At 32.3% G+C, this 11,856-nt stretch carries 14 protein-coding genes and 1 pseudogene; 3 read left to right on the plus strand and 12 right to left on the minus strand.

Annotated elements, in window-relative coordinates; genetic code table 11:
* Positions 1-44: 44 nt before the first annotated feature.
* From GMB29_RS19535 to GMB29_RS19555, 5 genes are read right to left on the minus strand one after another with little or no spacing between them, the layout of a single operon-like run.
* Positions 45-707 carry a hypothetical protein gene (locus GMB29_RS19535; protein WP_136353152.1) on the minus strand — a complete coding sequence of 221 codons (663 nt, stop codon included), beginning with the start codon at positions 705-707 and terminating at the stop codon, positions 45-47.
* Positions 700-954, minus strand: coding sequence for a hypothetical protein (locus tag GMB29_RS19540; RefSeq protein WP_136353154.1), 255 nt, complete (start codon positions 952-954; stop codon positions 700-702). The genes GMB29_RS19535 and GMB29_RS19540 overlap by 8 nt, the downstream gene beginning before the upstream one ends.
* Positions 955-977: 23 nt before the next feature.
* Positions 978-1,442, minus strand: a complete 465-nt coding sequence (locus tag GMB29_RS19545; protein ID WP_136353156.1) for a phBC6A51 family helix-turn-helix protein — start codon at positions 1,440-1,442, stop codon at positions 978-980.
* The gene (locus GMB29_RS19550; protein ID WP_136353158.1) at positions 1,442-1,891 is read right to left on the minus strand and encodes a hypothetical protein; all 450 of its coding nucleotides are present in this window, start codon (positions 1,889-1,891) and stop codon (positions 1,442-1,444) included. The genes GMB29_RS19545 and GMB29_RS19550 overlap by 1 nt, the downstream gene beginning before the upstream one ends.
* Entirely contained in the window at positions 1,891-2,151 is a 261-nt protein-coding gene (locus GMB29_RS19555) for a helix-turn-helix domain-containing protein (protein ID WP_136353160.1), read from the minus strand. Before GMB29_RS19555 ends, GMB29_RS19550 begins: the two co-directional genes overlap by 1 nt.
* 823 nt (positions 2,152-2,974) lie before the next feature.
* On the opposite strand from GMB29_RS19555, the gene GMB29_RS19560 reads away from it, so the two are divergent.
* Entirely contained in the window at positions 2,975-3,526 is a 552-nt protein-coding gene (locus GMB29_RS19560) for a recombinase family protein (RefSeq protein WP_136353162.1), read from the plus strand.
* Between the two features lie 543 nt (positions 3,527-4,069).
* On the opposite strand, the gene GMB29_RS19565 is transcribed toward GMB29_RS19560, so the two are convergent.
* The 3 genes and pseudogenes from GMB29_RS19565 to GMB29_RS19575 form a co-directional block, all read right to left on the minus strand.
* A complete protein-coding gene (locus tag GMB29_RS19565; RefSeq protein WP_136353164.1) occupies positions 4,070-4,885 on the minus strand; it encodes a hypothetical protein in 816 nt (271 codons plus the stop codon).
* Between the two features lie 109 nt (positions 4,886-4,994).
* Positions 4,995-6,470: a recombinase family protein gene (locus GMB29_RS19570; RefSeq protein ID WP_136353166.1), complete on the minus strand. Its 1,476-nt coding sequence runs from the start codon at positions 6,468-6,470 to the stop codon at positions 4,995-4,997.
* A gap of 63 nt (positions 6,471-6,533) precedes the next feature.
* Positions 6,534-6,974, minus strand: a pseudogene (locus tag GMB29_RS19575) (ATPase, T2SS/T4P/T4SS family); the annotation flags it as partial.
* A 438-nt stretch (positions 6,975-7,412) separates the two neighbouring features.
* On the opposite strand from GMB29_RS19575, the gene GMB29_RS19580 reads away from it, so the two are divergent.
* A complete protein-coding gene (locus GMB29_RS19580; protein ID WP_136353170.1) occupies positions 7,413-7,661 on the plus strand; it encodes a DUF2626 domain-containing protein in 249 nt (82 codons plus the stop codon).
* Between the two features lie 175 nt (positions 7,662-7,836).
* Here GMB29_RS19580 and GMB29_RS19585 read toward each other — a convergent pair whose 3' ends face one another.
* The gene (locus tag GMB29_RS19585) at positions 7,837-8,469 is read right to left on the minus strand and encodes an MBL fold metallo-hydrolase (protein WP_136353172.1); all 633 of its coding nucleotides are present in this window, start codon (positions 8,467-8,469) and stop codon (positions 7,837-7,839) included.
* Positions 8,470-8,746: 277 nt separating this feature from the next.
* Here GMB29_RS19585 and GMB29_RS19590 point away from each other — a divergent pair, with 277 nt between their 5' ends.
* A complete protein-coding gene (locus GMB29_RS19590; RefSeq protein ID WP_136353174.1) occupies positions 8,747-8,920 on the plus strand; it encodes a DUF2759 domain-containing protein in 174 nt (57 codons plus the stop codon).
* 45 nt (positions 8,921-8,965) lie between these two features.
* On the opposite strand, the gene GMB29_RS19595 is transcribed toward GMB29_RS19590, so the two are convergent.
* The 3 genes from GMB29_RS19595 to GMB29_RS19605 all read right to left on the minus strand — a co-directional run bounded on the left by GMB29_RS19595 (position 8,966) and on the right by GMB29_RS19605 (position 11,724).
* Positions 8,966-9,280, minus strand: coding sequence for an MTH1187 family thiamine-binding protein (locus tag GMB29_RS19595; RefSeq protein WP_136353176.1), 315 nt, complete (start codon positions 9,278-9,280; stop codon positions 8,966-8,968).
* Positions 9,281-9,294: 14 nt separating this feature from the next.
* On the minus strand, positions 9,295-10,416 hold the full coding sequence (locus GMB29_RS19600) for a YqgU-like beta propeller domain-containing protein (RefSeq protein WP_406600354.1): 1,122 nt from the start codon (positions 10,414-10,416) through the stop codon (positions 9,295-9,297).
* Between the two features lie 186 nt (positions 10,417-10,602).
* Complete coding sequence (locus tag GMB29_RS19605) at positions 10,603-11,724, minus strand: M14 family metallopeptidase (RefSeq protein ID WP_136353180.1); 1,122 nt, start codon at positions 11,722-11,724, stop codon at positions 10,603-10,605.
* Between the last annotated feature and the right edge of the window lie 132 nt (positions 11,725-11,856).

Raw genomic sequence — 11,856 nt, forward strand, 5'->3', positions numbered from 1 at the left:
GAATGAACAAGTAAGTGCTTTTTGTTTTGCAAATTAATATTCAATTAGATGATTCCTTTTTCACGTGCATCCGAAACAACACGCTGAAGTCGTTCAGGTGTCCTTCCGTAAGATAAAGCATCATATACAGTTTGATGTTCAACAAGAAGGTTTTCATGACCTTCACCAACAGAAACCATTGATAGTGTATCATGTGAACCTGAAGTATAACTTCTTACTTGTAAGCCAAGCTTAATTTTAAGTTGTTCTAGTTTAAAAGCTGGTTCTGCAATCTTTTTATAGCGTTCCCTAGCTTCAACCATTTTGTTAAGGTATGCATTCTTTGCATTCAGTAATTCCATTTGAATCCTTCTTATTTCAGCTTGTTGTTCCTTTGAATATTTTCCTTTTTCAGCTTCCAATTCTCCAAGAACTGAATGAATATCTTCTGTTTTATAGCGGTCTATTAAAGAAATTTCTTCTTGCAATGCAACAACCTTTGATTTTAAAGCATCTACTTTTACCTTTTCAGCATTAAAAGCTTCCTCTGAAACCTGATTTAAAAGCTTCATCTTGTGTAAGTCTGTAAGCATCTTCTGTTTATCTTGAAGTTCAAGGTTTATTTCAAGAAGTTCAGCTTCCTTTTGTTCTAGTGCTTTCATGTAAGAAGCTTCAGTTTCATCAACCTTTGTAAATAGTCCGTTTAACTTGTTTAATAATTTACTCATGCTTTTCACCTTTTCCGTTCAATTTTACAGCTAAATCCGCCACTGCCTTAGAAAGAAGTTGTAATTGTTCATCAGTTGTTAGTGGTTCAGGTGGTAATTTCGCCGCTTCTTCCATCTCTTTTTGACGTTTTGCTTCTTCTTCAGCTTTACGTATTTCTTCAAAACCAGCTTGTAAGTCTTTCATTGGTTGTTGTCTTTCTTCATACAATTTTTGGAAATTATATTTAATAGGTTCATTATTAATCATTGTTCAACATCCCCTTTGTTTGTTTAATTTGTTGCAGTTAATCTACCAATTAAAGCATTTTTACGTTCTTCAACGGTTTTATTTTCACCAGCTTTTTCATGTGCTGGTTGAATACCAAGTTCTTTCATTCTTTCTTGTTTTTCAGCTTCAACAACATAAGAAAATGTGTTCAGATACAGTTCTATTTCCTTCACTGAAGCGTTTTGTTTAGTTGCCATTTGCATAATTTTCTTTTTTACAATTTGGTATGCTTCCCTTTCATCATCTGAAACAATAGTTCCACCAAGTGCAGTTAAATAGCTTTCAAACTTTTCATCATTTTTCCACTCGTAAAAGGTTTTGGTACTTTTACCGTACTTACTGCAAAATTCTTGAACACTAATTCCTGTTTCGTGTCGTTCTTTTACAAAAGCTTTTGCAAGGTTTACTTGTTCTTCAGATAAACCTGAAGGAACTGGTATTTGTTTTTGTTTGAACTGTTCACCCATTACTTTTCACACCCCTTTTTTCTTGTGTAAACTATTGCAGTTGTTATTCCATATTTTGCTGGTGAAACGTTCACCCATTTATTTATTGACCTTTGTACTTCATCTTTGTAAAGATCGGTTACTAACATCTTTTCAACTAACTGTAAAGCACGTTTTTCATTTGTCTTTTTTCTTTCCAGTTCATAATGTAGTTCCTGAAGATCAGCTAGTAATCTACTTTTTTCTTTTTCTGCCAAACAAATAAAGGTTTCAAGATGTCCTTTATAAATTGATACTGGTACTTGATAAGTAAATGTAAATTCTTTAACTGCTTCTATTACTTCAGAAAGGATAACTGCAATAATTACTTTCTGTTCATTCAGTGTCCCACTTATTATGGATTTTTCGATATATTGAAGGTTTTGTTTAATACTGTTCATTGTTCTATTTTTTGTGTTTATTGCTTCCATTATCGAACCACCGACCAATCTTTCTTTACAGTTTTCATTTTGCGACTTTCAAAAACTGAATGAAGCAATGCAATATCTTGACCACTAATACCTTCAGTACCAAAAACAGAAAGAATTTTTTGTTCTGTATGTGGTTGTAATTCAATTACACCAGCTTCAATTTTTGATATTAACGTTTGATGAACTCCAACACGTTTTGCAAGATCAGCTTGTGAAAGGTTTGTAATACTTCTTAAATGGCGAATTAATTCTGTGTTCATGGTTATACACCCCTTATTAGTTAGTTATTAAAATATGAATTAATAGACAAAAGAAAAAGATGCCAAAATTAATCAGCACCCACACATGAAAGGAAAAATAAGTTTTAAACGAATGAATTACACAATTAATATGAAACATCCATTTTATGAAAGTTTTCAATCTGTTTATCATTTCAAGATACTATTAAACTTTCCTACATATATAGGGTTCTCGAATAACCGCTAAAGTAAGACAACTAAAGGAAAATCAACGTAGTATAAAATTTTTTCTGTATTTATTTCAGTGGATTTTGCAGTTTCATCTTCTGTTAATTCTGATATACCATTTCAAGTTCTGTATGTATGCTGAAGGTATCAGGAAAGGACCAGCTTCAAAAAATTGTGTTTATTTGTATGAAACGGTAACTTCCAAACTGAACTAGGGTACGTCACCCGTTGGGTGGGTGTCTAATATCACGACTTGCAATGTTGAATATTAATTTTCAAAAGTAATAACAACTGAAGATGCTGAAACATAATCAATTAATCTTTTAACTTCATTACTGAAACAAGATCAATCAATTACTTTGTTATGTTCAGAACAATTATAGTTATATTGGTTATTGTTTACTTGGTTATTGTTAAGTTAAAAGTTTTTATACAGAACAGAATAAAGAATCTTTAACAGATACCATTAAAGAATATTAAACAAGTGACAACACCTTAATTTAAAGTGTCGTAACTTAAAAAGATTTGACACCGTTTCAATTGCATAGTAATATCAGTATATCAAACGGTGTCATAACTTAGTGTCATAAATGAACTTCTGAAATGGGGAATACATATGAAATACGGATATGCACGTGTAAGTACCGTATCACAAGATTTAGAATCACAATTACAAGCACTTAAAGCTGAAGGTTGTGAAGTGATCTATTCAGAAAAGTTTACTGGAACTAAAAAGGATAGACCACAATTTCAAGAACTTCTTTCAGTGTTAAAAGCTGGTGATACTTTAACAGTTACTAAACTTGATAGATTTGCAAGATCAGCTTCAGATGCAATAGAAACGGTTAGGGAACTGTTTAATAAAGATGTAAAGGTCCACATACTGAATATGGGTATCGTTGAAAATACACCTACTGGAAAGCTTATATTCACCATATTAAGTGGGTTTGCGGAATTTGAAAGGGATATGATTATTGAACGTACACAAGAAGGTAAAGCAATAGCAAAGCAGAAAGCAGACTTTAAAGAAGGTAGACCGAATAAATTTAGTAAGAAGCAAATAGAACACGCTTTACAGTTGTTAGAAACACATTCATATAAACAAGTGGAAGAAATAACTGGAATCAGTAAATCAACTTTAATACGTGCAAAGAAGAAGCTAGTTTGAAAAAACTGGTTTCTTTTTTGTTTGAACAATAATATTCAATAATATAATTGAAAAATATTCTCAATGATTTTCTTTTACGTGCATCCGGTTCATTTCATGCAGTTCCTACCGTTAATTGTGACAGTTGTGAACGTGTAAATGTTACAGTTTTGTTACAAATGAAAAATCTTGTCTTACTTGGGGTATTTTTACCGTACCTATTAGTAGAGAAAACGAGATAACGGTATTACGGTAAACTTATTAAGTTTTCGGTTTTAACTTCTGATAAATAACCGTTAATAATAAGCCTAACGGCTTAGTTCTTCACTTCGTTCAGAACATATAAATAAAAATATTGATTCTGAAATAGGGATTTGCTGAACATAGTGAAGCAAATTACGAACGTAGTGAGTAATAAGAACGGTAATACTGTTTATTCTTCAGAAATAAATAATATTAATAACATTAATGAATAAGTGTATTCATCTTCTATACCAAAAACAAAACCCCTTGCTACTGTTCCTTTACTGGAATGATTGCATGGGGTTCTTTTTTACGTTTATACTAAAAATCCAATTCTTCTAGGCTTTTCTTTTGTAATTTTAAACTGGCATCCAGTCCTGATAATAGGTTATAAAAAATCCACGGATAAAATATATCTTTATCATAATTCGGTTTTTGGTCTGGTCTGTTATGTCTTAAATTAAATCCATTCAGAACATTAAATAAATCATTCTCATCTTTATTATTTAAACTAAGCTTCTTTGTTTTTTGTAGTTTTTCAAGTACCCCACCAATTTCTAATATTGCACTTCTTTTATCTGTTTCATCAGCTTTGTGGTGGAAAAACTTTTTTTTTGCAACTTGTACTGTATCTTCTGACACATCATCATTAATAAATTCTTGTTTTGAATCAAGTAATTCTTCTAAACCATTATCAACTAATTCCCTGATATAACCTTCTTCTGTAAGTTCATATCCGTTTTGATAGTTATTCAAAATCCTATTGAATTCTTCTCTAAATTCATTCCTTCCAGCTTCTTTATCATATTGGTTACTATTTGAAATTGGTTCCGAAACAAAATCATAGAAAAGTTCAATTAAATCAAAAACATCTTCTTCACGATAGAACAAATCAGCATCAATGGGAACTAAATCTCTTTTACCTATTCTCTTAAACACAAAAGTATCAAAGCTATTTGCAATTAAACCCCTTTGCCAATTTCCCCATTTATCATGGTATCCAATAAGTTCTTCAAATAGTTTTTTCTCACTTAATTCATAATAAGTTTGTACAAACAGTTCACTTAATTCGCTTTCATTGTACTTATCACGTTGTCTTAAATTGTGCCTTTCAGAATAATATCTTTTATCACTCACAATAATTCCCCACTTTTATAAATTTTTCCATCAATTAAATTATACATAATTAGAAAACAAATTAAACAAAAAAACCCACTGCAACGAATACAGAAGGTTTTGATGCTTATTATTTATAAGTTATTTTTATTGTTGGTTCAGTGCTTCCTTTTTCATATGTCCAGTATATTTTTTCAATTAACAGATGTAACATTCTATTTATTTCTTCATCAGTTAAGCCGTCACCTTCTAATATTTCCCACTTATCATAAAGTCGTTCTATTATCTTTAATTGTTCTTGTAGACCAACTTTTTTGACACTTACATCATTTTGATGCACTTCTTGTATTTCCTTTTCTATTTCTTTTAATTCTGTTTGTCGTTTAGCTTTACGTTCTTTATACGTAAGTAAATCAATTTCACCTTCTTCAAATAGAATATTAATATTTTCTAGTGCTTTCTGTACCTTCTCTATTTGTTTTGTAAGGTGTTTAATTTTATATTCAGTGTTATCTTCTTCAGAACCTTCTTCTATTCCCTGAATAGCTTCTAAAATCGTTTCCTTGTGTGTTTGTACTTTTTCTTTGATTAATTTCAGAATAGGATTATAATAAAACGTTCTATTCCCACATTTACACACCTTTATATATATCTTTCCAAGTCGTTTATGATTATTACATCCTTGAAGTTTACCACATTGACCACAATAGATAAGATTACTTGTTGGGTAAATTCTGTTCTTACTACGTGGTGCTTTAAAACTGTATTCATTAACAATTTTATTAGCTTTTTCCCATACATTTTCATCAACTATTGCTTCATGACAATTATTAATTACAATCCATTCTTCTTTTGGTTTAATTCCTTCATTCTTTCCAATACCTCTATTACTGATTAATGTACCTTTATAACATTCATTATTAATTAATCTAACAATCGCATTATAATGAAATGGTTTTCCTTCCTTTGTTTTAACCCCCATTGTTTTCAGTTGTTCAACTATTGCTGGAATAGTAGTTCCACCAACGACTTCATTAAAGATAAATCTTACATCTTCGGCATGTTTATTTGGTACAAGTTTTTTAGTTTTAACATCCTTATCATATGCAAGTGGTGGTTTTCCGTTTGTCCAGTGTCCTTGTTTTTGTGCAAACATTTTCCCCCGTTGCATACGTTTCAAAATCATTTTATATTCTTGTGAAGCAATTAAACCAGTTATACCTAGTAATAAACTATCATCATCACTTCTTAAATCATACAGTCTATATGGTGTTACAATAAAAGTTCCAGTATTAAATAACAATCGTTTAATGTCACTTTGGTCAAATTCATTACGACTTAATCTGTCTATGTCCATAACAACAACTGCATCAAAGTGATATTGTTCAATACGTTTTATTAGCTTCACCATTTCTTCACGTTTTTCTATTGTGCTGGATGAAGCAACTTCTTCAAATACTTCATATGACCATTTATTTTTCTTTACTAAATCAATTAGTGTTTCCCTATGGTTTTTTAATACTTCATCTATTCCTTTACCTTCTTCATCCCTTGAAAGTCGTAAATAAACACATACATGTTTAATGTTTTCATTGTTGTAAATCATGTTATCACCATACCCTAAAAAGCTTTTTTATAAGGATATAATAACATTGTCCCTACGTACCAGTCCAGTTGGACCTGTAAATATCATAAGACCGTGTGAATGATTTAAGATAGAAAGCAATTTATTTGTTGTTGCTGGGAAAAGGGATAGCTGTGTGATCGGCGGGATTTTCTCTTGAGGCAGAATTCTTATGACGAGGCTTTCTTCATGAATTGTTGGTAATGTTGATAATCTTAAATGGACATGTATGTTTGAGGTTGATATTGATAAGGCACCATTTTGCGGCCGTCTCCTTTCCCCAATATCCATTGAAGCAAGAAATTTCAAGTGGGAAATAATTCGTTCACAGGTTTCCTTTTTCATTGATCGTTTTTCAATTAAATCATCGTCTACACGAAATTGTATAAGTGTATCATGTTCTTTTGGCACAATGTGAATATCAGATGCGCGTATCGCACAGGCTTCTTCAATGAGCCTCTCACTTAGCTGTTCAATGGTATGCATGTTTGGAATCTCCTTTCTCTTCTTAATATAGTGCTAGTATACAAAATGTTAAAATAAAAGGCATATCCTGAAAAAATGGTTTTACGTGCTGAAAGCTTTAATATCATCAGGGAAAAGATGGAAAAATAACTGGTCTAGTGTGTATTTTCATATTAAAAATTACATTCCAACATAATTTGTCATTTTTCCAAAGAAAAATCGTGCAGATTTCCGAATTTTTCCCTTTTATTTGTAACCGCTTAATTGTAAACGCTATTTACAATTAAGTCAGTGGTACATTATAATAATTAAAGTGATAGACTTGTATGTCAGAGTATGATTTGTCAAAAGCTATTAGTATGGAGAGATGGTTTTGAATATAAAAATCACATCCACTCACATCTAACCTGTGTTTTTAGGACATTAGCTTAGGCAAAGCCAACAAAGGAGGGGATACATATGGATCGTATGTTCCGAGTACTAGGTTTTTGGACAGGAATCTTCGCTGTCATGTTCTATTTAGGTGACATGAAGACAACTTCCTTACTATTTTTCGGGCAAACAGTATTTTTCGTCTTTTTATCTTACTTAAAATTATCCGAACGCATGTACATCTATATTTTCGGTGCTTACTTAACCATTTTCTTTGTCGGATTTACGTATTGGACAACATTTATGATGATACCTGGTCAGGCTACTGGACACTAAGTCAGCCCTCACAAGCATAAGACACTTCTACCTAGAAGGTATTCGTCTTAACCTATTCATGAGTGCTTTATGTCCACGGGTAACTTGACGCTGGAGCTAGACATCAAAGCTAAGTATGAAAATCTCTACTTAAAGAAAAAACAGGCAATTCCTTTTTGGAATGCCTGTTTTTTTCTTAAAATCCATTTAAAAATGGATTTCTCTCCATTTCTGCTTCAATGCTTGTTTCTGGACCATGACCTGATAAGACAAGTGTATCTTCAGGAAGTACCAAAAGCTTCTCATGGATACTCTTAATTAAAAGTTCATGATTTCCACCGGGTAAATCCGTTCTACCAATACTTCCTGCAAATAGGGCATCACCTGAAAAGACGAGTCCGGCTTCTTCAGAGTAAAAAGATACACTTCCAGGTGAATGACCAGGTGTTTCATATACCATCAGTGAAAAGTTACCAATTGTTAGTATCCCTTCACTTTTAATCAATTCATCAGCTTCAGACACCTTTACTGCACCAGCCATAAAAAATTGTGAACCATTTAATGATGGATTAGGAAGCCAGTCCTTCTCATTTTTATGTACATATACAGGAATGTTCCATTCTGTACGTATATCATCAACTGCACCAATGTGATCAAAGTGTGCGTGCGTAAGCAATATCGCAATTGGCTTTAAATGTTGTTGTTGTAAGATGTTCGTTAACTTCTTTGCATCTCCGCCTGGATCGATTACAAGACACTCTTTCTCATTATTCGAAAAAATATAGCAATTTGTTTGAAGAGGTCCTAAGGGTAACTGCCTCCATTTCATCTTCTATCCCTCCATCTTTTTTCAATATCTTTTATTTTACACGAATGTCTTGTTTAACGATATCTTGAAATTTTTGATTGGTCCTTACATAAATTGGTCATGATAGTAATAAAGTTCTTCACAAGCTCCTAAGGGACTAATCGTCAGCGAGGATCAAATTGGAAAATAATCTCGACAAACCCTATGAAACCGTTTAAAATATTAGAAGGACTTGTTATTATATGTACAATTTAATCAATCGATGAAAATGATCTACATACAGTAAGGGGGGCTTTTAATGGGAACAGTTGTTATTTTCGGTCTTGTTACCATTCTTGCAATTTTTGGATTATTACGTTCACTGAAAGATAAGAATTTTTTTGGAGCTTTCTTTGCATTTGGTACATTAGCCGTATTTGGTTGGTTTACTGTTATGACAGTATTACATCATGGTTTTCCAACTGGACACTAAATCATTATGAAAACCCCTTAGCAAAAGGTGCTAAGGGGTTTTTAATTACGACCTGCTATGCCTTTGAACACTTTCTAGTTTGCCCTGCATGGTCGTTTTCTTATCCCTGCGATCGTCGATACGAATGTTTGTTGCAACTCTTTGAATTCCTTTATTAAAAGGCGATTCATGAATCTCTTTAATTACTTCAAATAATGTTTCGAGATCACCTTCAATAATTGTATTCATTGGCGTTAATTGATAATTAATTTTCCCTTGAATTTCATAATTTTTCAAAATTTGTTGTATGTCTGCTACATATTCACTTACACTTGGAGTTTTTGTACCTAGCGGAATAACTGTTACGTCTACTATTGCCAATGTGAATCATCCTTTCAGTTTGCTATTAATTTTACTAGATCTTTTATGGTTTTGTCAGCAAGACGAATGATTTTTTCATAACGTGCACCATATAATGCATATTCCCCGGTCGGAGATAGCAAAAAAGGAAGATTTTCAATGTTTTCAATAAGTGTTTTCTTTTCTTCTGTTTCAATTTCATATGATATAAGTGAAAAAGCTGTTTTTTTATCATTTATTTCAAAGGTATAAAAATGATTTCCTTTACTCGCCATATCATGAAAAGGTATGGCCCAGTCCGAATATAATGGAACCAAATTTGTCGGCATATCTGCAATAAGTTTCCTTGAGTTCATGTCATAAAATTTTATAACAGCTGCACCGTTTTCATCTAAAAGTTCAAAGGTGGATAGGACCTTATCATAATTGGTATTTGCAACTACATTCTTTGAAAGAAGTGTCTCTTCCTGTTTTTTAATATCATATATATAAAGTGGTGCTGATAGGGATGGTGCATTTTGATCCCACTTCAAATAAGATACTTCATTTCCATTAAGCCATTGAATAAATGGAAAATCAACCGGATTTTCATTAATGGAATTCTCTGCAACATTTATAAGATATGTTTGAAAGGTCCAATCTTCATTAAAGCTAGAAACAAAAAGCTGATTATTATCTATCTGATTCCACATCGTTTGCAATTCGTATGATTCTATCTTTGTAGTAAATTTGAGATTTGCATTTTTATCTAAAACGATTAATTCTGCTTCATAACTAGAGGGACTCGTATGAATAAGGAATAAACTATGTGATTTATTTGCTTCAAATCGAACAATCGGTACCTCTGATTCGTAAAAAATGGATGACTCCCCATTAAATATGTTATATGTATATACTGTTGATCCATCTTTATTATTCATTATATAAAAGATGGTTTCTTTATCTTTCCAATCTGCAACAGAATGAAATAAGCCTTCATTTAGTTCAAGAGAGATTATTTCTTCTTCTTCAATAAGCTGACTCGCAGATTTTGGTTCATTTTTATGAAGATCCCTATTTGTAGAAAGCTCTTTATTTTGCTCTGGTTGATGAGTTGGATTACAGCCTGTGGCAAGCAGTACAATTACCATAAATAAAAAACAGTTTAGAAATCTCACCAACTCTCTCTTCACCCCGGCTCTCGTTACTTTTCATTTGTCCTTTATTAAAACTTATTCGTATCTTTCGCAAAAATTCATCTTAATAATCATACGTTTTTTAACCTGATTACGTTTCATCTTTTTGTATTTTTTCATTTTTAAAGGTATTGGCATCATCCAATACCTTTCTTGTATATATTTTTCCTACATATATAATGCTGCTAAAAAAATCCCCTTGCTTTTTTGATATATTTCTTCAAATTGTGAAAATGGTAAAGGATTAACACCAATACCTAATTCGATGGTAAAGCCAGGTCTTCGCCACTCGTTAACAAACCAATCACGAAAGCCTGCATGACTGTCAATATCTCTAACAGCCTTATAGCCGCTTAACTTTTCAAATTCGTTTACAATTCGTTCAGCCTCATCAGGTTCCTTTCTTAGGTAGCCCCAATAGATTTCTTCTCCTTGCGTATGAAAGGCTAAGATACGATTAAATTGCCGTTTCCTTAGAAGCTCTGCAAGGGCAATTGATTCTGGTTCTGACAATGGTGTATCTCCTGGATAATCACGTGGAGCAGGGGATTTTGGGATTTTACGCTCTTTTTCTATTTCCCAATTTGCGGGATATTGATTATTAAGATCAATCCCACGTATATTTGCTTTCCATTGCGAAAAATCAAGACTTTGATCATTCATTGCTAGAAGCGCATCATGTAATGATGTGTTTTCTGGTAAACCATTCCGTACAAGATCAACACCATCGGGATTAACCATTGGTACAAAGGATATTGACGTATTAAGATAGAGTGGATAACAATCTATGCCCTCAAAGTATTCTTTTTTTACTAAGGAGTTTAAATAGTCATGGAGCCAATGCATCATAATACTTGTAGTGATCCATTCATTCGCATGAAAAGAACCATTCATGTGGACCCTTTTTATACCATGACCAATCGTTAGTTCAATAATGGGGTTCCCAAGAACACTATACCCAATGATTTCTTTTTTCACAAACGGAAACTTTTCAAGCAGTAAGTCAATATCAGCATATAAACATTCGGAATTATATGGCTTCCTTGTATTTAAAAGCTTATCATCTCGATGAACATGATTCTCTGATGTAAGAATTTCGATCCATTCATTATTTCCAAGATCAGCAAATGTATAAGCCGGTATGTGTATTTGAGTATTAGCATCAATCATATCAGTAACAAGTACATTCTTAGTTCTATTACAATCAATCAATAATTGTGGCTGTAAATTAAGATATTTTGAAAGTTCATTCCATGCTATGCCTTTCTTTAAGCGAATCAACATTGCCATGTAACCTCCTCAGTGCCCATTTCTTTTTAGCTTATGTAGTAAGCCATGTTTTGTTGTTAGGTACCGATGATTTTATCTTTTATATGGGCTCTTTTCTAAGAAATTGTTGCTTTTAAAAAGAAAAAGACTATT

Origin of the sequence: Metabacillus sediminilitoris, from assembly GCF_009720625.1 — a bacterium.
GTDB classification, from domain to species: domain Bacteria; phylum Bacillota; class Bacilli; order Bacillales; family Bacillaceae; genus Metabacillus; species Metabacillus sediminilitoris.

Excerpts from the sequence above, each read along its gene's own strand:
- GMB29_RS19535 (WP_136353152.1), bottom strand. The coding sequence starts at position 707 with ATGAGTAAATTATTAAACAAGTTAAACGGACTATTTACAAAGGTTGAT.
- GMB29_RS19540 (WP_136353154.1), bottom strand. The coding sequence starts at position 954 with ATGATTAATAATGAACCTATTAAATATAATTTCCAAAAATTGTATGAA.
- GMB29_RS19545 (WP_136353156.1), bottom strand. The coding sequence starts at position 1,442 with ATGGGTGAACAGTTCAAACAAAAACAAATACCAGTTCCTTCAGGTTTA.
- GMB29_RS19550 (WP_136353158.1), bottom strand. The coding sequence starts at position 1,891 with ATGGAAGCAATAAACACAAAAAATAGAACAATGAACAGTATTAAACAA.
- GMB29_RS19555 (WP_136353160.1), bottom strand. The coding sequence starts at position 2,151 with ATGAACACAGAATTAATTCGCCATTTAAGAAGTATTACAAACCTTTCA.
- GMB29_RS19560 (WP_136353162.1), top strand. The coding sequence starts at position 2,975 with ATGAAATACGGATATGCACGTGTAAGTACCGTATCACAAGATTTAGAA.
- GMB29_RS19570 (WP_136353166.1), bottom strand. The coding sequence starts at position 6,470 with ATGATTTACAACAATGAAAACATTAAACATGTATGTGTTTATTTACGA.
- GMB29_RS19580 (WP_136353170.1), top strand. The coding sequence starts at position 7,413 with ATGGATCGTATGTTCCGAGTACTAGGTTTTTGGACAGGAATCTTCGCT.
- GMB29_RS19585 (WP_136353172.1), bottom strand. The coding sequence starts at position 8,469 with ATGAAATGGAGGCAGTTACCCTTAGGACCTCTTCAAACAAATTGCTAT.
- GMB29_RS19590 (WP_136353174.1), top strand. The coding sequence starts at position 8,747 with ATGGGAACAGTTGTTATTTTCGGTCTTGTTACCATTCTTGCAATTTTT.
- GMB29_RS19605 (WP_136353180.1), bottom strand. The coding sequence starts at position 11,724 with ATGGCAATGTTGATTCGCTTAAAGAAAGGCATAGCATGGAATGAACTT.